At 70.6% G+C, this 21733-nt stretch carries 22 protein-coding genes; 11 read left to right on the top strand and 11 right to left on the bottom strand.

Annotated elements, in window-relative coordinates; translation table 11 throughout:
- Positions 1 to 158 precede the first annotated feature (158 nt).
- Together Q0817_RS07995 and xylB are read left to right on the top strand one after the other, a co-directional pair.
- On the top strand, positions 159 to 1139 hold the full coding sequence (locus tag Q0817_RS07995) for a sugar-binding transcriptional regulator (RefSeq protein ID WP_298585634.1): 981 nt from the start codon (positions 159 to 161) through the stop codon (positions 1137 to 1139).
- Complete coding sequence (xylB, locus tag Q0817_RS07990; protein ID WP_298585633.1) at positions 1136 to 2545, top strand: xylulokinase; 1410 nt, start codon at positions 1136 to 1138, stop codon at positions 2543 to 2545. The genes Q0817_RS07995 and xylB overlap by 4 nt, the downstream gene beginning before the upstream one ends.
- A gap of 39 nt (positions 2546 to 2584) precedes the next feature.
- Here the strand turns inward: xylB and Q0817_RS07985 are convergent, their stop codons facing one another.
- On the bottom strand, positions 2585 to 4084 hold the full coding sequence (locus Q0817_RS07985; protein WP_298585714.1) for a mannitol dehydrogenase family protein: 1500 nt from the start codon (positions 4082 to 4084) through the stop codon (positions 2585 to 2587).
- A 475-nt stretch (positions 4085 to 4559) separates the two neighbouring features.
- Between Q0817_RS07985 and Q0817_RS07980 the strand changes: the two genes are divergently transcribed.
- Entirely contained in the window at positions 4560 to 4781 is a 222-nt protein-coding gene (locus Q0817_RS07980) for a hypothetical protein (protein ID WP_298585632.1), read from the top strand.
- Positions 4782 to 4940: 159 nt separating this feature from the next.
- Here Q0817_RS07980 and Q0817_RS07975 read toward each other — a convergent pair whose 3' ends face one another.
- Genes Q0817_RS07975 through Q0817_RS07965 form a run of 3 tightly spaced genes read right to left on the bottom strand, consistent with a single transcriptional unit; the run spans position 4941 to position 7803 of the window.
- The gene (locus Q0817_RS07975) at positions 4941 to 5993 is read right to left on the bottom strand and encodes a LacI family DNA-binding transcriptional regulator (protein WP_298585631.1); all 1053 of its coding nucleotides are present in this window, start codon (positions 5991 to 5993) and stop codon (positions 4941 to 4943) included.
- Complete coding sequence (locus Q0817_RS07970) at positions 5990 to 6778, bottom strand: TIM barrel protein (protein ID WP_298585630.1); 789 nt, start codon at positions 6776 to 6778, stop codon at positions 5990 to 5992. Before Q0817_RS07970 ends, Q0817_RS07975 begins: the two co-directional genes overlap by 4 nt.
- Positions 6775 to 7803, bottom strand: a complete 1029-nt coding sequence (locus tag Q0817_RS07965; protein ID WP_298585629.1) for a Gfo/Idh/MocA family oxidoreductase — start codon at positions 7801 to 7803, stop codon at positions 6775 to 6777. Before Q0817_RS07965 ends, Q0817_RS07970 begins: the two co-directional genes overlap by 4 nt.
- Positions 7804 to 8048: 245 nt before the next feature.
- On the opposite strand from Q0817_RS07965, the gene Q0817_RS07960 reads away from it, so the two are divergent.
- The 3 genes from Q0817_RS07960 to Q0817_RS07950 all read left to right on the top strand — a co-directional run bounded on the left by Q0817_RS07960 (position 8049) and on the right by Q0817_RS07950 (position 11325).
- On the top strand, positions 8049 to 8339 hold the full coding sequence (locus tag Q0817_RS07960) for a GntR family transcriptional regulator (RefSeq protein ID WP_298585628.1): 291 nt from the start codon (positions 8049 to 8051) through the stop codon (positions 8337 to 8339).
- Between the two features lie 236 nt (positions 8340 to 8575).
- Positions 8576 to 10072, top strand: a complete 1497-nt coding sequence (locus tag Q0817_RS07955; protein ID WP_298585627.1) for a sugar porter family MFS transporter — start codon at positions 8576 to 8578, stop codon at positions 10070 to 10072.
- Between the two features lie 71 nt (positions 10073 to 10143).
- Positions 10144 to 11325 (top strand): alpha/beta fold hydrolase, encoded by a 1182-nt coding sequence (locus tag Q0817_RS07950; protein WP_298585626.1) that lies wholly within the window; start codon positions 10144 to 10146, stop codon positions 11323 to 11325.
- A gap of 162 nt (positions 11326 to 11487) precedes the next feature.
- Here the strand turns inward: Q0817_RS07950 and Q0817_RS07945 are convergent, their stop codons facing one another.
- Positions 11488 to 13320 carry a glycoside hydrolase family 15 protein gene (locus Q0817_RS07945; protein ID WP_298585625.1) on the bottom strand — a complete coding sequence of 611 codons (1833 nt, stop codon included), beginning with the start codon at positions 13318 to 13320 and terminating at the stop codon, positions 11488 to 11490.
- Positions 13321 to 13743: 423 nt separating this feature from the next.
- On the opposite strand from Q0817_RS07945, the gene Q0817_RS07940 reads away from it, so the two are divergent.
- From Q0817_RS07940 to Q0817_RS07930, 3 genes are all read left to right on the top strand, one after another.
- Positions 13744 to 14562: an alpha/beta fold hydrolase gene (locus Q0817_RS07940; protein ID WP_298585624.1), complete on the top strand. Its 819-nt coding sequence runs from the start codon at positions 13744 to 13746 to the stop codon at positions 14560 to 14562.
- A gap of 107 nt (positions 14563 to 14669) precedes the next feature.
- The gene (locus Q0817_RS07935; protein WP_298585623.1) at positions 14670 to 15473 is read left to right on the top strand and encodes an SDR family oxidoreductase; all 804 of its coding nucleotides are present in this window, start codon (positions 14670 to 14672) and stop codon (positions 15471 to 15473) included.
- Positions 15474 to 15604: 131 nt separating this feature from the next.
- Positions 15605 to 16318, top strand: coding sequence for a haloacid dehalogenase type II (locus Q0817_RS07930; RefSeq protein WP_298585622.1), 714 nt, complete (start codon positions 15605 to 15607; stop codon positions 16316 to 16318).
- Here Q0817_RS07930 and Q0817_RS07925 read toward each other — a convergent pair whose 3' ends face one another.
- From Q0817_RS07925 to Q0817_RS07905, 5 genes are all read right to left on the bottom strand, one after another.
- Entirely contained in the window at positions 16319 to 16525 is a 207-nt protein-coding gene (locus tag Q0817_RS07925) for a hypothetical protein (RefSeq protein WP_298585621.1), read from the bottom strand.
- A gap of 106 nt (positions 16526 to 16631) precedes the next feature.
- Complete coding sequence (locus Q0817_RS07920) at positions 16632 to 17174, bottom strand: carboxymuconolactone decarboxylase family protein (RefSeq protein ID WP_298585620.1); 543 nt, start codon at positions 17172 to 17174, stop codon at positions 16632 to 16634.
- Between the two features lie 84 nt (positions 17175 to 17258).
- Positions 17259 to 18047, bottom strand: a complete 789-nt coding sequence (locus Q0817_RS07915; RefSeq protein ID WP_298585619.1) for a Crp/Fnr family transcriptional regulator — start codon at positions 18045 to 18047, stop codon at positions 17259 to 17261.
- Positions 18044 to 18229, bottom strand: coding sequence for a hypothetical protein (locus Q0817_RS07910; RefSeq protein ID WP_298585618.1), 186 nt, complete (start codon positions 18227 to 18229; stop codon positions 18044 to 18046). Before Q0817_RS07910 ends, Q0817_RS07915 begins: the two co-directional genes overlap by 4 nt.
- A gap of 386 nt (positions 18230 to 18615) precedes the next feature.
- Positions 18616 to 19041, bottom strand: a complete 426-nt coding sequence (locus Q0817_RS07905) for a nuclear transport factor 2 family protein (RefSeq protein WP_298585617.1) — start codon at positions 19039 to 19041, stop codon at positions 18616 to 18618.
- A gap of 219 nt (positions 19042 to 19260) precedes the next feature.
- Here Q0817_RS07905 and Q0817_RS07900 point away from each other — a divergent pair, with 219 nt between their 5' ends.
- Both Q0817_RS07900 and Q0817_RS07895 read left to right on the top strand, forming a co-directional pair.
- Complete coding sequence (locus tag Q0817_RS07900; protein WP_298585616.1) at positions 19261 to 19668, top strand: YciI family protein; 408 nt, start codon at positions 19261 to 19263, stop codon at positions 19666 to 19668.
- Between the two features lie 6 nt (positions 19669 to 19674).
- Entirely contained in the window at positions 19675 to 20820 is a 1146-nt protein-coding gene (locus tag Q0817_RS07895; RefSeq protein ID WP_298585615.1) for an RNA polymerase sigma factor, read from the top strand.
- Between the two features lie 19 nt (positions 20821 to 20839).
- Here the strand turns inward: Q0817_RS07895 and Q0817_RS07890 are convergent, their stop codons facing one another.
- On the bottom strand, positions 20840 to 21616 hold the full coding sequence (locus Q0817_RS07890) for a GAF and ANTAR domain-containing protein (RefSeq protein WP_298585614.1): 777 nt from the start codon (positions 21614 to 21616) through the stop codon (positions 20840 to 20842).
- Positions 21617 to 21733 lie beyond the last annotated feature (117 nt).

The raw sequence follows: 21733 nt of genomic DNA, 5'->3' as shown, positions 1-21733 counted from the left end.
GTGGACTGGTGATGTGCATGGCGCTCCTGTTCGAGCCGGGTGGACGACGGCCGCTGACGGGGATCACAGATGAGCTGACCAAAAGGCTCATTTGATGTGATGCTAGTCATATACACTCAGATGAGCAAGGCCTCCCTTCACAGATGTGGTGATCCGTCATGGACCGTCCTCAGGACTCCTCCCGCACAGCCGACCCCGCCCGCAACCGGCTGCTGGCCAATATCGGCCGGGACCACTTTCTCCACGGCAAGTCGAAGGTGCAGATCGCCCAGGACTACGGGATCTCGCGCTTCCAGGTCGCGAACTTCGTGCAGGAAGCTCTCGATCGCGGCATCGTGCGCATCAGCATCCACCTGCCCGACGCCGCCGCCGATGCCGCCCTGGCCTCGGCGCTGGGGATCGCCCAGGTCGTGACCGTCGGTGCTGCCGGCGCCACCGCGGGCCTGGACGAGCTGGCCCGGTCGGTCGCCGACGCCGTGGTCCGCACGGCCACCCCCGGTGACACGATCGGGATGGCGTGGTCGCGCACCCTGCAGGTCGCCGTCCACCACTTGCCCGCCATGCCGACGTGCGCGTTCGTGCAACTGGCCGGGGCCATTGCCACGGACCAGGACACCGAAGGCCCCCGACTGCTGGCCGGATTGCAGGCTCGCGCCGTGTGGCCCCTGTGGGCCCCGCTGGTGGTCCCCGGAGCCAAGGCCCTGTGCGCGAGCCCCGAAATCCGCAGCACCCTCGAGCACGCCGACGACCTCGACGTCGCCGTGATCGCGATCGGGCGGTGGAAGGAAGGGGCCTCCACCGTGTGGGAACGCGTTCCCTCGACCGTGCAGCGGGCCGCCAAGGATGCCGGAGCCGTCACCGAGATCTCGGGACGGCTCCTCGACGCCCAGGGCCAGGCGGTGGTCACCGCGCTGGAGGACATGGTGGTCTCGGCCTCCCTGGAACAGATCGCCGGCGCCGGGCACAAGATCGCACTGGCCTACGGGGCGGACCGGGCCCCGGCAGTGCTGCCGGCGGTGCGGGCCGGACTGGTCGACACCCTGGTGTGCGACCTCGACCTGCACGAGGCCCTTCGTGATCTTGTGCCAGCAGACGTGGCGAGCGCGGTCGAGCAGGACCACCAGGGGCGAGCCTTGTGAGCGGCGTCGTCATCGGAGTGGACTCCTCAACACAGTCCTGCAAGGTCCTGGTGGTCGACATCGACACCGGGCAGATCCTGCGCACCGGGGTCGCACCCCACCCCGACGCGACCGCCGTGGACCCCTCTGTGTGGGTCGAGGCGCTGCGCACGGCGTGGGCGGAGGCCGGTGTGGCCGAGCGCACGGACGTGCTGGGCGTGGGGGTTTCCGCCCAGCAGCACGGCATGGTCGCGGTGGACCGCGACGGGGTGCCCGTGCACGAGGCCCTGCTGTGGAACGACGTCCGCAGCGCCGACCAGGCGGCACGCATGGTCCAGGACCTGGGCGTCGAGGGCTGGATGAAGGCGGTGAACGTCCTGCCGGTCTCCTCGATCACGCTCACCAAGCTCGCCTGGCTGCGCGAGCACCGCCCCGAGGCTGCCGCCCGGGTGCACCGGGTGATGCTGCCCCACGACTGGCTGATCCTGCACCTGAGCGGAGCCTTCGTCACCGATCGCTCCGACGCCTCGGGCACCGGCTACTTCAGCGCCGTCACCGGGGCCTACCGGGCGGACCTGCTCGAACGCTACTTCGGCACCGTGCCGCATCTCCCGAAGGTCCTTGGTCCCGGCGATGTCGCTGGAACCCTGTTGCCGGCGTGGGGTGGGGCCGAGGGGCGAAAGGTTCCCGTCTCGGCCGGTTCGGGCGACAACGCCGGAGCCGCTCTCGGGCTGGGGCTGGAGGCCGGCGACGTCGTCGTGTCCGTGGGGACCTCCGGCACGGTCTTCTGCCGCTCCGCGGCCCCGGTCGTCGATCCCTCTGGTGTGACCGCAGGATTCGCCGACGCCACCGGCGACCACCTGCCCCTGCTGTGCACCCTCAACGCCGCCCGGGTCCTGGTCTCCACCGCGCAGCTGCTCTCGGTGGATCTGGACCGCTTCACGGAACTGGCCCTGTCGGGCCCGACGGACGCCGGGGGACTCACGATGCTCCCCTACTTCGACGGTGAGCGCACCCCCAACCTGCCCGAGGCGACCGGGCAGCTGCACGGGCTGACCCGGGCCTCCTTCACCCCGGAGAACCTTGCCCGCGCGGCCGTGCTGTCGATCGCCAACTCCCTGGCGGACTGCCTGGAGGTGCTGCGCACCGTGGGGGCGCCGGTGGAACGGATCATGGCGATCGGCGGCGGCAGCAAGTCCGCGGCTCTGCGCGCGGTGCTGCCCGACACGATGGGGATGCCGGTCCAGGTGCCGCAGGTGCGGGAGTACGTGGCCCTGGGCGCCGCACGGCAAGCCGCGTGGGCGGCCACGGGAGAGCAGCCCGGGTGGGAGCGCCAGCTCGAGACCGAGCTCGTGCCCACCGGGGACGCCGGCGTGCAGTCCTATCGACAGCGGTACCGGCGCCTGCGCGAGGGCCTGGTCCGCTGACGCCGGCCGCCCCGGTCGACAAGGACCCGGGGCGCCCGATCAGCCGATCAGGTCCTCGAGCGTGGCCCGAGCGCCACGGGCGTGGAAGGACTCCAGGGCGCGCAGGTACGGTTCGGTGAACCCCGGGCGCTCGGCCAGGTCCCCGAACAGGTCGGGGTTCCGTACGAAGGCCAGCGGGTCTCCCGCCAGGTGCCCGGCGGCGGCAGCCATGACCTGATCCCTGCGCTGGTCCACGACCTCGATGGGCGCGCCCTGCTCGTCCGCACCCTCGGCGTACCGGGCCCACGAGGCCACGATCGTGGCGGAGAAGTCCACCGGCCGGCCCGCGGCGAGGTTCTCCTGGATCACCGGCACCAGCCACTTGGGGATCCGGTCCGAGGACTCCGCACACAGGCGCGCCAGGGTGTCCCGCACCGCCGGATTGGCGAATCGTTCGATCAGCGTGGCTTTGTAGGCCTCCAGGTCGATGCCAGGCACCGGCTGCAGCGTGGGGGTGGCCTCCCGGTCCATGTAGGCCAGCAGGTACGCCACGAACAGCGGATCCGAGCACACCTCGTGGGCGTAGCGATAGCCGGCGAGGAAACCCGGGTAGCACAACGCCTGATGGCTCGCATTGAGCAGACGCAGCTTCATGAGCTCATAGGGCTCCACGTCCGCCACGAGCTGCACGCCCACCTCCTCGAACGGCGGCCGGCCCGCCGCGCCGCCCACGAAATGGTCCTCGAGCACCCACTGGGTGAACGGTTCGCAGACCACCGGCCACTGATCCAGCACGCCGTAGGTCTCGGCCAGGTGCTGCCGGTCCTCCTCGGCGGTGACCGGGGTGATGCGGTCGACCATGCTGTTGGGGAACGGGACGTTGCTCTCCACCCAGGCCCCCAGCTCCGGATCGCGCAGGGAAGCGTAGGCCGTGAACTGGCGGCGGGCCACGTCCCCGTTGCCCTGGATGTTGTCGCAGGACATGACCGTGAAAGGTGCGGTGCCCCGGGCCCGGCGACGGTCCAGCGCCTCCACCACCAAACCGAACACGGAACGCGGACCCGCGGCCGACTCGCCGCGACCGAGGGCGGCGGCGGCGAGATCGTGGGCCACGTCCGGGTGCGCCGGGTCGAACGCACCCGTGGCCTGGTTGAAGTTGTAGCCGCCCTCGGTGATGGTCAGCGAGACGATGCGCACCGCCGGATCAGCCAGGCGCTCCACCGCGGCCTCGGGGTCGTCCGGGGCGTGCACGAAGTCCACGATCGAGCCGATGACCCGCGCGTCCGTGGAACCGTCCGAGTGCTTGACCACCAGGGTGTAGTAGTGATCCTGGGAGGCCAGGGCGTCGCGCATGCGCACATCACCGGGGAGCACCCCCATGCCGCAGATGCCCCAGTCCAGGGCCTGCCCCTCGTTCATCAGCCGGTCCAGGTACATCGCCTGATGGGCGCGGTGGAACCCACCGACGCCGACGTGCACGATGCCGACCCTCACGGCCGAACGATCGTAGCCGGGCGTCGGCAGCGCCAGGCGCGGCAGAACAGACGCCGACAAGGGCAGAACTTCGGGGATCGGGGCATTGTTCGGCACGGCACTCTCCTGGCTCGAAGGTGACGCAGGTCATACCCTGCGCCCGCACCAGAACTTATCACATGTGATATTCCGTTTGCTCAAATGTTATGCAGACTCCGCTCGAAGGTCGGCGGCGAAGCCATGCCGGGCCGCAGGGGGAGGTTCGGAGCACCCACAGCCGGCGAAGCTCCACACATCCAGAACAAGACAGACCCTCCGGTGACAAGTGGGAGGACAGGGCCCTCGGGGGGCGTGGGGTCGGTCGCTGCAGAGCTCCGTCCGTCACCAGTTCCCCAGGCGCTGACGGGCAACAACCCACGCCCCAGGCGCGACGGTCAGGGCCCTGACTCCATCCCGGCGTCCATGTCAGCGCAGGGACCACGCCGGACATTCGTCGTCAGCTCTACCGGAGGAGTCCGCAAGACCGCTTCCCTCCGTTGCTCAGCGCATGAGGAGCTCGAACATGTCAGATGCTCAGGAGTCGATGAAAAGGGTCACCGACGTGGTGTCCTTATGCCTCGGTGACTTCGTCCAAGCCCGCCTCCAGGACGGTCAGACGATCTATGACGGTGAAGTCGAGTCCGTCGATTTCCAGCACGGCTTCCTGTGCATCCGGCACGGCGCATTGAAGGAACGAAAGCTTCTGGACGCCTCCGAGTACGAGATCTGGTGGCGTCCCCTCTGAAGCTCTTTCCATCATGAGGTGTGCCGCTGAGGACGAATCAGCACGCACGACACAGCCCCCGGATCCCGAAGACGGCCGGCGGAGCGATCCGGGCGGCCAAGACCTCCGCACGACCGGTGGACGGGGAGCCCCGCTCGTCCGCGCGTGGCATATGGCCCATTACAGGCTGACGGCGACGGGGGCGGTGCTGGTGCGGGTGACCAGCTGGGCGGGGAGCACCACGTGCTCGCCGGGCACGGCGGAGTCCTCGGCCGCGGCATCCAGGCGGCGCAGCGCCAGGTCCACGGCGGTGCGGGCGAGCTGGCGGGGGTCCTGGGCCAGGGTGGTGAGGTCGATGTAGGGGAGGGACGCCTGCTCGGAGTTGTCGAAGCCGACCACGGACAGGTCCTCGGGCACGCACCGGCCCAGGACGCGGGCCTGGCTGATCACCCCGACGGCGCAGCGGTCGTTGAAGGCCATGACGGCGGTCGGTGCGGGGTCGCGGTCCAGGAGTCCGGTGATGGCGGCGGCGCCTTCGGCCTCCGAGGCGCCACCGGGGACGATCAGGTCGCCGAGGCCCGCGGCGGTCATGGCCTCCTGGTAGCCGGTCCGGCGCCGGGCCCCGCCGGCTTCGCGGTCGGCGTCGATGTAGGCGATCCGCCGGTGCCCCAGGTCGAGAAGGTGCTCCACGGCCAGGACCGCGCCGCGGTGGTCGTCGGCGGCCACGCTGTCGAAGGCCTGCGCATCGAAGGCCCGGGTGACCGAGACGACCGGCAGGGTCAGACTGATCTGCTCGAGACGGGTCTGTGGCAGGGCGCTGCCCAGCAGGATCAGGGCCTCGCACCGGTCACGCAGGAGGGCATCGAGGGCGGCGTCCTCGGCCCGGTGAGGCGTGACGGCCGAGAGAACCACGTCGTAGCCCCGCTCCTGGGCGGCGGTGTGGAGACCGTCGAGGATCTCCCCGTGGAAGGGCTGCACCGGCTCGAAGGCCACGCCCAACAGCCGGGAGTGTCCCTGGCGCAGCAGACGGGCCCGTTCGTCACGGCGGTAGCCCAGCTCGGCGGCCACGGCCAGCACGTGGGCGCGGGTCTCCTCACTGGCGCCGGGAACGTCGCGGAAGACGATCGAGACCAGCGGCTGGGACACCCCGGCCACTCGCGCGACGTCGCGCATGGTGACGCGGCGTCGGGACGAATGACCGGGGGCCTCCCGGCCCGGGGCGTCCGGGGTCACGCGGAGGAGAGGGTGAAGGCGTCCCGGAATCGGGCCAGGGCCACCTCGGGGTCGGTGGCGGCGAAGGCCTCCATCGCGATCACTCCTTCGTATCCGGTCTCGGCCAGGGCGGCGGCGACCCGGGGGTAGTGGATCTCCCCGGTGCCGGGCTCGCACCGTCCGGGAACGTCTGCCACTTGGATCTCCCCAATATACGCAAGAGCCCGGGCGCACAGCTCCACCAGGTTCCCCTCCCCGATCTGGGCGTGGTAGAGGTCGAGGTTGAGCCGCAGGTGCGGGCTGTCCACGGCCGCGACCAGGGCCAGGGTGTCCTCGGCCCGGCCGAAGGGCACCCCGGGGTGATCCACGGCGGTGTTGAGGTTCTCCAAGGTGAAGACCCGGCCGTGGCGTTCCCCCAGGGCGGCCAATCGCTCCAGGGTGCGCACCGCGGCCAGCCAGTCCGCCCCGGTCACGACCTCGTGCGGGACCACCGGCAGTCCCTTCGGGTCCAGGCCGGTGCCGTGGACGTTGAGCCGCGGGCAGTCGATGACCTCCGCCGCGGCCAGGGAGTCCTCGGCGGTGCGCAGCAGCTCCGAGGCCCCGTCCGGGTCGATGAGGCTGCCGGAGACGTAGCCGGTCATGGACCCGAACCGGGCACCGGTGGCGGCCAGGGCGGGCAGGTCCTTGGCGGTCCAGTCCCAGATCTCCACCTCGAACCCGGCCTCGTGCAAGCGCCGCACCCGCTGCTCGAACGGCAGGTCGCCGAAGATCATCTCCGCATTCGCCGCCAGGATGAACCCGCTCATCGGGTGGCTCCCACCAGATCCAGGGCCACCGGTCCACCGGTGCGGCAGGACTCGATGCAGCCCAGGGCGATGCGCAGCGCGTCGCGGGCGGCTTCGACCCCGGGGCCCTGCGAGAGGTGCCCGAGAGCGGTGTCAGTGAAGGCCTGCAACTCCCCGGTGTAGGCGGTGCGCATGGACTGGGTGTCGGCACGCACGGTGTCGGCGGCGATGCCCTCGGGCCCGTAGTAGCGCAGGCTCGAGGCCGCCAGCTCACCCGCGGTGACCATGCCGGCGGAGCCGAAGGCCTCGGCCCGGGTGTCGTAGCCGTAGGCGGCCGAGAAGCTGGCCTCGGCGGTGGCGATCGCCCCGTTGTCGTAGCGGATGGTGACCACGGCGGTGTCCAGCAGCCCGGCGTCCCGGTAGTCCGGGGCCACCAGGGCGTCGGCCGCGGCGTAGACCTGCACGGCCCGGGCACCGGGGTTGAGGAAGTTCAGTGTGTCGAAGTCGTGGATCAGCGTCTCGAGGAAGATCGTCCACGGGGCCACCGCGGCCGGGTTCGCCAGCCCCGGGTCCCGGGTGGTCGAGCGCAGCAGCTGCGGGGTGCCGATGCGACCGGCGTCGATCATGGCTCGGGCCTGCGGGAAGCCGTCGGCGAAGCGGCGGTTGAATCCGATCCGGAACAGCACTCCGTGGTTCTCGACGGCCTGGTGGAGCCGGTCGATCTCCTCCAAGGTCATTCCGGCCGGTTTCTCGCAGAAGATGGCCTTGCCGGCGGCTGCGACCTGCTCCACCAGCCCCGCGTGGAAGCGGGCCGGTGCGGTGATCACCACCGCCTCCACTCCCGGGTCGGCCAGCAGCTCGGCGATGTCGGTGTACGCGGCAGGCACGTGCAAGGCCTCCGCCAGTCGCGCCGCGGCGCCCTCGACCGGGTCGGCGATCGCGACCAGCTGGGCGTTGGGCACGGTGCGGGTGATCAGCTCGGCGTGGCTGGAGCCGATCCGGCCGGCGCCGATCAGACCGATGTTCAGGGTACGGGGCTCGGACAAGGGGTTCTCCTTCGGAAGAGGACTGGAGGGCGGAAGAGGTTGTTCAAGACCTGCTGTTGCGATGTGTCCTGACAAGCTCTTGGCAGAAACACTAGTACGTATTAGTGTGATCGACAACACGTAGGCAGAGGGCGAGTCGAAGCAGAGCACCGCGGCGCAGCCGCCCCTGCTGTGGAAGGCGAAAGCCGTGACCGCACGACGTGTTCCCAGACCGCCCCGCCGCACGCACCTTTCGGGAGACCCTCATGAGCGCGACCTTGGCCCTGTCGATCGACAAGAACTCCCCTGTCCCGCTCTATCACCAACTCGCTCTCGTCCTGGAGGGCGCTATCCACAGCGGGGCTCTGGCGCCGGGCACCAAACTGGACAACGAGCTCGAGCTCGCATCCCGGTTGCGCATCGCCCGCGTCACCGTGCGCAGCGCCCTGAACCACCTGGTCGAGGCCGGCCTGGTAGTACGCACGCCATGGGTCGGCACGCACGTCACCGCGCCCCACCACTGGGCGCGCCCTCCTGAGCACTCCACGTCGCAGTAGTCGCAGCAGAGGGTCCTCGACGGTCGCCGCGCGCCCTGGAGGTGGCAACCAACCGGAGTCACTGCCTGTTGACCTGGACGAGCCAACCGCGCTCCACCTGCACGCGCCGCAGCACCGCTGCAGCGTCCCGCCTCTTCGGTGGCATCACGAATCCAAGATCACGAACCACCCGTCATCGGATGGGCGCTGTCCGCGATCCACACATGCTTCATCAGGTCACCAACAAAGGAAGTTCCATGTCTCACAACACTGCGCATGACGGTCGGGTCGCCCTCCCGCCGTTGACCAATGGGCCGCATCGGAAGCGGCTCGGACTGATCTCGGTCGTGGCCTGCCTCGGCGGGCTGCTGTTCGGCTACGACACGGGTGTGACGAACGGGGCCGAGGGGCCCATGGCCGTGGATCTGGGGTTGAACCTGATCCAGCTGGGCGTGGTGGTCAGTTCGCTCATCTTCGCCGCCGCCGTCGGGGCCCTGATCTGGGGTCGGGTCTCGGACGCCTGGGGCCGGCGCAGGACGATCATCCTGCTGGCGGTGCTGTTCTTCTTAGGCACCGCGCTGGTGGTCTTCTCCCCGGCGTCTCCGGAGCCGGGAACGTTCTCCTTGACGGGGTTCACGGTCCTGGTCTGCGGGCGGATCATGATCGGCCTCGCCGTCGGCGGGGCCTCCACGGTGGTGCCGGTGTATCTGGCCGAGCTGGCGCCCTATGAGATTCGCGGGTCGATCACGGGTCGCAACGAGCTGGCGATCGTGTTCGGACAGCTCTCCGCGTTCGTCATGAACGCGATCATCGCCGTCACGCTCGGCGACGTCGTGGACGGGGTGTGGCGCATCATGTTCGCCGTCTCGGCAGTGCCGGCGATCGCCCTGTTCATCGGGATGCTGCGCATGCCCGAATCCCCGCGCTGGCTCACCGAGAAGGGCCGGTACGACGACGCCCTGGCGGTACTGGAGACGGTCCGCCCGGCCGATCGCGCGAAGGCCGAGCTGCAGGAGATCGAGCGCATCGCGGTCATGGAAGTCGAGGCGCACCAGGTCGGGCTGAAAGCGGTCCTGACGAACAGATGGCTGAGACGGATCATCCTGATCGGCATCGGGGTGTCCATGACCCAGCAGCTGACCGGCATCAATTCCGTCATGTACTACGGCACCCGCATCCTGGAGGAGTCCGGGATGACCGAGCAGCAGGCCGTGCTGGCCAACATCGCCTTCGGTGTCGTGGCCGTGATCGGTGGCATCATCGCCCTGTACAACATGGACCGGCTCGACCGGCGCAAGACCTTCATCATCGGTCTGAGCCTCACCACCACGTGCCACGTGCTGATCGGGATCGCCGGCAACCTGCTTCCCGAAGGCCACCCGGCCCGCCCGATCGTGATCCTGATCCTCGTGGTCGCCTTCGTGCTCTCGATGCAGACGTTCCTGAACGTCGCCGTCTGGGTGTGGCTCGCAGAGATCTTCCCGCTGCACATGCGTGGACTGGGCATCGGCATCTCGGTGTTCTTCGGCTGGACCATGAACGGTTTCCTGGCCCTGTACTTCCCGACCCTGGTGGGCACGGTCGGGATCTCGGGCACGTTCTTCCTCTTCGCGGGCATCGGCGTGGTCGCCCTGATCTTCGTCATCACCCAGGTCCCCGAGACCCGGAACCGCTCCCTCGAAGACCTCGAGGAGGACGTCTCCACCGGAGCGATCTACCAGGTCGCCAAGCCCTCCGATGTTCCCCGGTCCTGATCGCGCAACGTGGCCCCTCGAAAGCCATAACCGAGCCATGGCCGTTGCCACGCCAGGCGTACGCTGGCGGTGTGGCCAATCCTGAGCTCGTTGCTCTGCCGGTGGGCTTCGAACGATTCCACCGACGGGACTTCATCAACTACCAACTCAACCGGGCCCATGCTCTGGGCTTCGCGGACCGCCAGGAGCTGTTCGACGCAGCCGCGCACGTACGGTCGATGGACGACTGTGCTCCGGTGTTCGAGAGCTTGTCGAGCCGGGCTGCCGCCGAGGACCGGGCCCGGCAGGCGGCGGGTTACGCACGGATCGCGGAGTTCTTCACGCCGCCACGGACGGTGCAGAAGAGGGATCGCTACCTTCGGTATCTCGAGCTCTTCGACACCGCGTTCGCTGATGCGGCAATCGACCGCCACGAGGTGCCCTGTGCCGGCGCGGCGCTGCCGGCCTATGCGCTGCCGGCGGCCGAGCCCCCGGCGGGCGGCACGGTGCTGCTGCACGGCGGATTCGACTCCTTGATCGAGGAGTTCTTCCCCATCTGCCAGCGGATCGCTGCCGCCGGCTTCGATGTGATCGCCTTCGAGGGACCGGGGCAAGGTGGCGCGCGGACGGTGCACGAGCTCACCTTCGACCACGACTGGGAGAAACCGGTCGCGGCGGTGCTGGACCATTTCCGGCTCGACCGGGCCGCACTCGTCGGCATCTCGATGGGCGGGTACTGGGCGCTGCGCGCGGCGGGGCGCGAGCCCCGCATCGAGCAGGTGGTGGCCTGGCCGCCGGTCTACGACTGGTTGCACAGGGTTCCACCGGTGCTGCGGGCCCCGGTCCGCGCGATGGTGCGGCACCGGGACTTCATGCGGTGGAGCGTGCGCACCCGCGCTCGGCTGTCGCCGACCCTGCGTGCCGTTGTCGACCAGGTGCTGTACATGCTCGACAGCGACGATCCGGCCGATGTCGCCGAGTGGTTCCTGGGGATGAACGCTGGACACCTCGACAGCGGGCGTGTGCGCCAGGACGTGCTGCTGATGTGCGGGGAGCACGACGCCTTCCAGCCGCCGTCCCTGACCCGAGCACAAGCTCAGGCGCTCACGGCCGCCCGCAGCGTCACGACGCGCATGTTCACCCGAGCCGAGCAGGCCGATCAGCACTGCCAGATGGGCAACCTCGAGCTCGCCTGCCAGGTGCTCACCACCTGGCTGCGCAGTGTCGAGGCGAACGTGGATGCCTCCGAGCCGCAGCCCGGGCCGTCTCCATAGCGCATCGGCACCACACCGGAAGCACAGCCTCGACCAAGGTGTCCTCGGAGTCGGCGATGACGATCGTGTTCCGGATGGCCTTGACCATGATGGTCCTCCTGGTCGGTTCCTCGGTGTCGATTCCGCGGGGCGCCCGGTGGCCTCATGGGGGTGCCTCTGGGCTCAGGAGTTCTTCTGCGCGTCGTGCTGGGCCCGGTCGATGGCGGAGGCGGCGACGATCAGACCGATGTGGGAGAAGCCCTGCGGGAAGTTCCCGAGCAGGGAGCCGTCGCGCAGGTCGATCTCCTCGGCGAGCAGTCCGAGGTCGTTGGCGTGGGCGGTGACGGTCTCGAAGATCTCCCGGGCCCGTCCTACGTGTCCGGCCATCGCCCGGGCGGCGGCCAGCCAGTAGGAGCAGATCACGAACGCGCCCTCGTTCCCGGCCCCGGGCCAGCGCTGGAGGAGACCACCGGTGCCCAGCCCGTCCTCGACGGCGTCCAGGGTCGCCAGCACCCGTGCGTCGTCGGCGGGCAGGAACCCCATCAGGGGGAGCAGCAGGACGGAGGCGTCGAGCTGGTCGGAGTCGAAGGCCCCGGTGAAGGCCCCGACGGTGGGGTTGAAGCCCTGGTCGAGGATCGCCTCCCGGGCTCGGTCCCGCTCGGCCGCCCAGTGGTCCACCCGGTGGGCGGCGCCGAGCCGGTCGGCGAGTCGCACCGCCCGGTCCAGGGCGACCCAGCACATCAGTTTCGAGCTCAGGTGGTGGTGATGGCCTCCCCGGCTCTCCCAGATCCCGGCGTCGGGCTCGTTCCAGGTGGCCGCGGCACGGTCGGCGGTGGCGGTGAGGAATTCGGCCACACCCGGGGAGAGCTCCCCGAGCTGCTCGCGCAGGATCCAGGCGCACTCCAGGACCTCGCCGAGCACGTCGAGCTGCTTCTGGTCCCAGGCGTCGTTGCCGATGCGCACCGGGCGGGCGCTCGCGTAGCCGTCGAGCCGGTCCAGAGTGTGCTCGGTCAGATCGTGCTCCCCGCCGATGCCGAACATGATCTGCAGGTGCCCTTCCCGCCCGGCCCCGGCCGAGGAGAGCATCCAGTCGAAGAACCGGTGCGCTTCGTCCGGGCAGGCGCTGATCCACAGGGCGTGCAGGGTCAGGCTGCCGTCGCGCAGCCAGCCGTAGCGGTAGTCCCAGTTCGCGGCCCCGCCGGGCTCCTCGGGCAGGGAGGTGGTGGGGGCGGCGATCACCGCCCCGGTCGGGGCGAAGGTCAGGGCCTGGAGCACCCGGGCGCTGGCCAGGACCTCGTGGCGGTAGGGGCCCCGGTAGCCCTGGTGCAGGACGGACCAGGACTGCCACCCGGCGATGGTGTCGGCCAGCAGCTGCTCCCCGGGCACCGGCGCGGGGACCGGTTCCATCGCCCGGCGGTGGGCCAGGGCGAGCACGGTGAACTGCCCGGCGGCCAGGGTGAAGACGCCGTGCACCGACCCGGTGCCGGTCTCCAGCCCCGGGTCCGGGTCGGCGGTCAGGCGCAGCCGGTCGGCTCCCCCGGAGAGGTCCCAGCCGGTGTCCGTGACGGTGACGTGCGGGACGATCAGCCCGTACTCGGGCCGGGGCGTGATCTCCACGTGCACCGCGACGCTGCCGTCGGTGACCTCGATCCGGCGGACGAGCACGTGCCGGGAGTCGCGGCCGATGGAGTGACCGCGTTCCTCGGCCCCCAGGGCCAGGGCGTCGGTGACCCGCAGCGTGCCCTCGGCACAGTCGAACCGGGTCTCCAGGACCATCGTCCCGGGCAGGTAGCGGCGGCTCACGGTGTGCGGCTCCACCGGGGCGATCGTGAAGTGCCCGGCGGCCGGGTCCAGCAGCCGTCCGAACACCGAGGGCGCGTCGAAGCGGGTCGGACACCACCAGTCCACCGCCCCACCCCGGGACACCAGGGCCGCGCCGTGGCAGTTGCTCAGCATCCCGTAGTCGGCGATCGCCGGCACCGGGCGGGACCCCTCGGGGCCGTGGGTATCGGTCATGGCGGTTTGGTCTCCTTCTCGTGCGGCGCCCACGGCCGGGTGGTGCGGGACAGCGCGGACTTCGGAGGTGCCTCTCGGTGCAGAGCGTGTGCTCGTCCTCATCACATTAGGCTCGCCCGCACACCGGGTCTGCGACCTGGGACACACAACACCGTCCTGTCGACACCGGCGATCCGGACCCCGCTGAGCCGCCCCTGGGCAGGGCTCTGCCTGCGGCTACCGGTCCTGGCCATGCTGGCCTGAGTTCCCGTGGCTCGGTCCGGTTCGCCGCTCGAGACGCCCGTTCGTCCTCGGGGCTGGCCTGATTCTCTCGTGGGCCCAATGCCCGTAGGGTGCACAGCAAGCTGATCGAGTCGTCCGCCGCGGCGACGGTCCTGGCACCGTCGGTTCCGTGGCCCCCAGACCGGAACAGGAGATCATCACATGACCCACTCCACATCCCGCGAACAGATCGAGGTGGACGGCGCAAGGCTCTCCTGTCTGGCCTCCGGGGACCCGCAGGCCCGGCCCCTGCTGCTGCTGCACGGCACCTTCTGGAGCCGGGTGTGGCAGCCGGTGCTGCCCGCCCTGGGCGAGACCGCCCGGTGCCTGGCCCTGGACCTGCCCGGCTTCGGTGCCAGCGGCGGGGAGCTCGACGTCGAGCACGCCACCGTCCCGGCCCTGGCCGACACGGTGCTGGCCGCGGCCGACGCGCTGGGCCTGGAGGAGTTCGACCTGGCCGGTCACGACATCGGCGGCGGGATCGCCCAGCACGTGGCCGCCACCAGCGGCCGGGTGCGGAAGCTGGTGCTGATGAACTCCGTCATGTTCGACTCCTGGCCGGTGCCGGCGGTCGAGCGGTTCCGGGACCCGCAAATGCGGGCGGCCACCACGGTGGAGGACCTGCTCACCGCCCGGGCCACCTCCACCCGCGGCAGCGTGGCCCGGGGGCTGTCCGAGGAGGAGCTCGCCGACTACCTCTCGCCCTGGCACGATCCGGCCCGGGTCCGCTCCTGGACGGCGATGGCCGCCGCCGCGGACCCGAAGTACACGCTGGAGCTGGTGCCCGCCCTGCAGGAGGCGGCGCTGCCCACCCGTCTGGTGTGGGGCCGCGACGACGACTTCCAGAAAATCGGCTTCGCACGCCGCTACGTCGAGCAGATCCCGAACTCGGACCTGGTGGAGGTGGAGGGCAAGCACATCCCCACCGAGGACTCCCCGGACGCGGTCGCCGCGGCGATCACCACCCACCTCGCCGACTAGGTCGTTTCGGCCCGCCCTAGGACGCCGGTCCTTCCCGACACGCTCTTCCCTGGCCTGCTTCAGCAGCCCCACATCTTCTTTTCGCATCGTTTTTGGAGGCATTTCCCATGGACCTGAACAACCGCTCGATCCTGCTCACCGGCGCCGGCAGCGGCATCGGCCGCGCCCTGGTCCTGGAACTGGCCCGGTACTCACCCCGCCTGGCGCTGGTGGGCCGCCGTTCCGAGCCCCTGGAGGAAGTCGCCGCCCTGGTGCGGGAGAGAGGTGGTGAGGCGGTGGTCATCCCTGCCGATCTGACCGCCGACGGCGCTCCCGCCCAGGTGGTGGCTGCGGCCCAGGAGCTGCTCGGTGGAATCGATGTGCTGATCAACAACGCCGGCAACGTCCGCGCCGGCCGCCTGGAGGCGATCGAGGAGTCCGAGGTGCTGGCGCAGATCGCGCTGAACCTTTCTACCCCGATCCTGCTCACCCGTGCCGCGCTGCCGGCGCTGCGGGCCTCGGGCGAGGGGCTGGTGGTCAACGTCTCCTCCGGCTTCGGTCTGCTCGGGATGGCGTTCTATGCGACCTACGGGGCGACCAAGGCCGGGATCGCCCACTTCGGGGAGTCGATGCGCCGGGAACTCCACGGCGAGGGCGTGCACGTGCTCAACGTCTTCCCCGGCGCCACGGACACCCCGATGATGGACAGCTCCGAGGCCCGGGCCGAGCACGGCTTCGACTACGAGAGCCCCGAAGAGGTGGCCGCCGCGACCGTCGCGGGCATGATCGGCGGTGAGCTGACCGTGGTGCGCGGGAAGTCCATGGGGCAGATGATCACGCGCAACCGCCAGGACCCCTCCGGCGTCGATCGGATGCTGGCCGCGGGCAAGGAGGAGCTGGAGAAGGCTGTGGCCGGCCACTCCAGTCTCTGAGGTCTCCGAACAGAACGGGGCGACGGTGTCACCGGTCGCGGTCACTCCGTAGGCTCGGTGGCACACCGCTCCCGTCCGGGACGATGTGCCACCGCAACGAGGAACACCGCAACGAGGAACGAGGCGCAACCATGGTGAACATTCCGGACCTGATCGTGTTCGACGTCAACGAGACCCTCTCCGACCTGGCTCCGCTGGGTGAGGCGTTCGAAAAGGAAGGAGTTGCGGCGGGCTTGTCGCGGACGTGGTTCGCCGGCATCCTGCGCGACGGCTTCGCCGTGACGGCCACCGGCGGGAACACCGGTTTCACCGAGATCGCCAAGGACAGCCTGCACCGGCTGCTGAGCGAGCACGGCGTCACCGCGCCCGAGGAGTCCGTCGAGCGGATCATGGGCACCTTCAAGAGCCTGGACGTGCACCCCGACGTGGTGCCCGGGATCAAGGCCCTGCGTCAGGTCGCCGAGCTGATCACCCTCACCAACGGGGCCACCCAGGTCGCCGAGACGCTGCTGAGCAGTGCCGGGGTCCGGGAGCACTTCTCCGAGCTGCTCAGCGTCGAGGACGCCCCGGCGTGGAAGCCGGCCCGGTCCGCCTACGACTACGCCGCCACCCACCGCGGCACGGACCCCCACGACATGCTGCTGATTGCGGTGCACCCCTGGGACATCCACGGCGCCCACGAGGCCGGGCTGCGCACCGCCTGGATCAACCGCACCGGGGCCCAGTACCCGGCCTACTTCGCCCGTCCCGACCTGGAGGCCGCGGACCTGCCCTCGTTGGCGGACCAGCTCACCGCCGAGGGCGACTCATCCGGGAAACCAGCGCAACGGGACAGCCGGCCCTGATCAGCCGAGCAGGGCGTTGACGGTCTCGGCGATCCGTCGGGGATGGTCCTCGGGGGTGAAGTGCTTCCCGCCCTCGATACGGATCAGCTCGGCATGGAGGTAGCCGGCCGGAGCGGCGAGACCGAGGGCCTGGCGCCGGCCCTCGGGAATGCTCCTGCCGCAGCCGGGCATGTCCCAGGCCGGGGACCGGCCCGCCACCACCGGCATGACGTGGCACCACCGCCGCGGGGAGGTCGGGATGCCGTGGACCGGGGCGCAGCCGTGCGTGGGGCCGAGCCCCTGCCGCATCGACGCGGCAGGAGCGCGGTCCGTCCTAGAGGCCCGGGGCGGCCGGGACGTCGAGGTCGGTTCCGACCATGTGGTTGAAGTAGTTGGTGAACAGGTTCAGCGTCAGGTGCGCCGAGAGCTCGGTCAGCTCCGCGTCGGTCCACCCGGCATCGAGAGCGGCCTGCCAGGTGGTCTCGGTCACCTCGCCCTGCCGGCCGATTGCCTCGCGGGCCACCGCCAGCAGCGCGTCCAGCTTGGGGTCGAAGTCGATCTCGTCCTTGCGGATCGCCACGGTCTGGTCCTCGGTCAGGCCCGCGGCCTTGGCACCGGCGGTGTGGGCGGACTGGCAGTAGGTGCACTCGTTGACGTTGCCCACAGCCAGGGCGACGGCCTCGCGGGTGGCGGCGTCGAAGGTGCCGTAGTCCCCGATCACCTGCTGCAGGGCCACGTAGGACTGCAGGACCACGGGGGAGTGGGCCATGGCGCCGTGGATGTTCAGGACCTTCCCGAACTGCTGCTTGAGGGCGGCGAGCTCTTCGCGCACGGATGCGGGGGCGGAGTCGAGGGTGTGGGCGGGGATGCGGGACATGGTGGTGCCTTCCGTTCGTGGGGGTGCTGAGGATCGGTGGTTCTTCCAGAGGAAGCGTGGGGGCCGATAGGGGTGTGAGGTGGGTCAGGACGTCCTGCGGGCGATGACGCGCAGCGCCTCGGCGTCCTTGACGGCGATCCTTCCGCGGCCCTGTTTGATCAGGCCGTGGGCGGCGAAGTCGGCCATGGTCTTGCTGGTGGCCTCCCGGGTGGCCCCGAGCAGACCGGCCAGTTGTTCGTGGGTGAGCCGCACCGGCGGCGCCGGACCGAAACGGGGCTGGGGAGCCGCCTCGGCGAGGGCCAGGAGGGTCTTCGCGGCCCGGGCCGAGAGCGGTCGCAGCGCCAGGTCCAGGAGCCGGTCCTCCAGGCGTGCGACCTGTGCCCCGAGGATTCGGGAGATCCGCACCGCGATGCGCGGGTCGGCGATCAGATAGCGTTCGACCTCCTCGGAGGTGAGCTGGCAGATGGTCGAGTGCTCGATGGCCTCGGCGTAGTTGTCGTACATCTGCTGGCCCAGCAGGAGCATCTCCCCGAACACGGCCCCGGGCTCGAGGATCGCCATGGTGAGGGCCCGGCCGTCCTCGGCGACGCGGAAGACCCGGACCCGGCCGGTCTTGAGGATGAACAGGGCCGTGACCGGCTGGGCCGGGGAGTAGACGAGCTCGCCCGGGCCGAACCGCCGCTCGGGGACCATCAGGTGCATGGCCTCGATCTCGGCGGCGGTGAGGTCGGCGAAGAGGTCGACCTCCTCCATGCAGGTGAACGGGTCCGCCGGGCCTGTGCTCGAAGGGTCCGCCTCTCGTGCCGGGGGCGACCACGGCCTGTGGTCGCCCCCGGATGCGCGGACGATGTCGTCCCCGCAGGTCTCGCTCATGCGCGGCCCCTGAGAACGCGCACGGCGATCAGGCCCAGGATAAGCCCGTAGACCAGGTGGCCCATCAGGCTGAACAGCGCCATGGTGTCGACGACGAACAGCGGCATGCCCAGCATCAGGGGCATCAGGATCAACGCTTCCAGGACCACCGTGAGGCCCAGACCGATGACCACCGAGTTCACCAAGTGCGCGCCGTTCCGTGTGCTGCGTGGGTGGCAGACATCGGAGTGTCCTTTCCTCGAGGTGACTACCTGCCATCTCAACGTAGGACGACCGTCGCAGCCGTTCTGCAATCCAAGACACACAACGGCGGACGAGGTTCCGGTGACGCCTCCGGGCCCACCCGCAGCCCCGAGGAGTCCAGGAGCGCCCCGGTCCGGTCCCCGGCGCGCAGCTGCGGGGACCGGCGACCTCGGCCGTGAGCTCGTGGAACCGTCCGTGCAGGCCGGCACGGTGATCTTCCGAGAAGTGCGCAATTCTCGCGGCATCGTGTTGAGGGCACGGTGCTGAGGGGTGTCCCCGTGCCCTTCGGCGACGGGGGCATCCCGTGGCAGCGGAACGAAGCAGCTCAGTAGCTGGCGACGAAGGGGGAGTAGTGCTCGTGGGCGATCAGCCACTGGCCCCCGTGCTCGACGAACACCACGGTCGACCGGTTCCGGCCGGAGAAGGACGTGCCGTTGGCCGTGCCCTCCCAGACGAAGACGCCTGTCGCGATGGCCACTGGTCCGAACACGTCGATCTGGAGCCCGTCGAACCTGGCACGGAGTTCGTCCATGACCGCGAACTGCTCGGCCTCCCGGCGCGCGCTCGTCTCGGCGTCCTGACGGTCCAGCGGCTCTTCGTCGTCGAACTTGGTGAACTTCGGTCCGTCCAGGTGGTAGCTCATCAACCGGTCGATGTCCTTGGAGATCGCCGCGTCGAGGATCTCGTCGATCCGTGCGGCCACCGCCGCCTGCGACGCCTCGAACGTGTCCGCAACGATGTCCGTGTCCATGTGAGCCCCCAAGTGCCGGTGAACGTGCCGGTGATCGTGCCGGGGCGCACACCACGGTGCGCCGCTCGAGCCTGGTCCCACCCACCATCGTCCTCCGGTCCGGCGGGGTGCAGGGAGAAAACCGAAAGATGTCGCGGCGGGATGTCGAGATCCCGCGCGCGGCTCCGTCCCCGGGGCGAACGCGGCCACAATGGGCCGTACTTCGGCAAGGAGGACATCATGGCCAAGTACCTGTTGCTCAAGCACTACCGTGGCGCGCCGGCAGCCGTGCACGACGTGCCGATGGACCGGTGGACGCCGGAGGAGGTCTCGGCGCACGTGCGGTACATGGAGGAGTTCGCCGAGCGCCTCAGGGGGACCGGTGAGTTCGTCGACGCGCAGGCACTGTCCCCGGAGGGCACGTTCGTCCGCTACGACGGCGAGGGGCGGCCGCCGGTCACCGACGGCCCGTTCGCGGAGACCAAGGACCTGATCGCCGGGTGGATGGTGATCGACGTCGACTCCTACGAGCGGGCCCTGGAGCTGGCCGGGGAGCTGTCCGCGGCCCCAGGGGCGGGCGGGAAGCCCATCCACGAGTGGCTCGAGGTGCGTCCGTTCCTGGGCGCACCGCCGACCGTCACGGACTGACCCCCGGTGGACGAGGCCCTGCTGCGGACCCTCACCCCCGCCGTGATCGGGATCCTCGTCCGCCGCGGAGCCGGCTTCGCGGCGGCCGAGGACGCCGTGCAGGACGCCCTCGTCGAGGCGGTGCGCGTATGGCCGGGGGATCCGCCGCGGAACCCGAGGGCCTGGCTGATCGCCGTGGCCTGGCGCAAGTTCCTGGACGCCGCCCGCGCGGACACCTCCCGGCGCCGGCGCGAGATCCGGGTCGAGGACGAGCCCGCGCCCGGCCCGGGAGCGACGGCGGACGACACGCTCCAGCTGTACTTCCTGTGCGCCCACCCCTCGCTGACACCGGCCTCGGCGGTCGCCCTGACCCTGCGCGCGGTCGGCGGTCTGAGCACGCGACAGATCGCGCAGGCCTACCTCGTCCCCGAGGCGACCATGGCGCAGCGGATCAGCCGGGCCAAACGGACCGTCTCGGGCGTCCGGTTCCAGCAGCCCGGTGACGTCGCCACGGTGCTGCGCGTGCTCTACCTCGTCTTCAACGAGGGCTACTCCGGCGACGTCGACCTCGCCGCCGAGGCGATCCGGCTCACCCGCCGGCTGGCGGCCGGGATCGAGCACGAGGAGGTGGCGGGGCTGCTCGCGCTCATGCTGCTCCACCACGCCCGGCGCCCCGCCCGGACCCGGCCCGACGGCAGCCTCGTTCCGCTCGCCGAGCAGGACCGCACCCGGTGGGACACCCGTCTGATCGTCGAGGGCGTCGACGTCCTGCAGGCCGCCCTCGCCCGCGACCGCCCGGGGGAGTTCCAGGCCCAGGCCGCCATCGCCGCGCTCCACGCCGACGCCCGCACGGCCGAGGAGACCGACTGGACGCAGATCGTCGAGTGGTACGACGAGCTCGTGCGGCTCACCGACAGTCCGGTCGCCCGCCTCAACCGCGCCGTCGCGCTCGGCGAGGCCGAGAGCCCTCGCGCCGGGCTGGCCGCCCTGGAGGGTCTCGACCCGGCCCTGCCCCGGTACACCGCCGCCGCGGCGTACCTCCACGAGCGCGACGGCGACGCCGTGACCGCGGCACGGCTCTACGCCGAGGCCGCCCGATCGGCGCTCAGCCTCCCCGAGCGCGACCACCTCACGCGACAGGCCGCCCGGCTCAACGCTGGGCTCCGCGGGTGAACGGCCGGCGCCGAGCCGGTCAGGAGTCCCGCGGGCCGGCTGACCCCTCGGGCTGTTCCCCGGCGAGGACGCCGGTGGTGGCCAGCTGCTCGGCCACGTCCCGGAGCTTGGTGTTCGTCTGCGAGCTGGCGGTGGTGAGGAGGACGAACGCCTCGTGGGGCGTGATCTTGAACCGCTCCATGAGCACGCCCTTCGCCTGGCCGATGAGGTCCCGGGTGGCCAGCGCCTCGTGGAGGTGGTCGACCTGCTGGGCGGCGGCGAGGGCCACCGCGGCGTGCGCCGCCACCAGCAGGCCGATCTCCTCCGACTCCTCGGTGAAGGCCCCGAAGCCGGCCCCGTAGACGTTGAGCGCCCCGAGGACGTCGCCGTCGGTGTAGAGCTGGAAGGCGAGCATCGACGTGGCGCCCGCCTCCAGCGCGGCCGGAGCGAACCGCGGCCACCGGTCCTCGCGGCGGAAGTCGGGCACGCGCACGATCCGCTCCTCGTAGGCCGCGTCCATGCAGGGTCCCTCCCCGGTGTCCTCCTGCAGCCGGTCCACCCTGCGGGGCAGCTCGCCGGAGGCGGCCCGGGACTCGATGCAGCGCCGCCGCCTGGCCACCGAGATCGAGGCCTCCACCACCCCGGGGATGAGCTCCTGCGCGGCGTGGACCATGGCCACGAGCGTGCCCTGGACGTCCTCCTCCACCTGCAGGGTGCGGGCCAGCTCGCCCAGCCGCCCGGCCAGGTCCCCGTCCACACTCCTCGCCCGGTCCTCATCGGAGGTCGTCGCGGTCGTTCGTCCGAAGTCCCTGCTCATCCCCCCAGTCTCCCCCCGTGCCCGGTCGGGAGCACCCGGATCGGAGAATCCGTTGCTGCCGGGAACGCCGCCGTCGGACCCGGCAGGGCGGCCGCCGGGTGTCAGCCGAACGGCGTC

Source organism: uncultured Kocuria sp. (assembly GCF_947500125.1).
Taxonomy (GTDB): Bacteria; Actinomycetota; Actinomycetes; order Actinomycetales; family Micrococcaceae; genus Kocuria.
The sequence above is the reverse complement of the archived record's forward strand: the minus strand, read 5'-3'. Positions and strand labels throughout refer to the sequence as shown.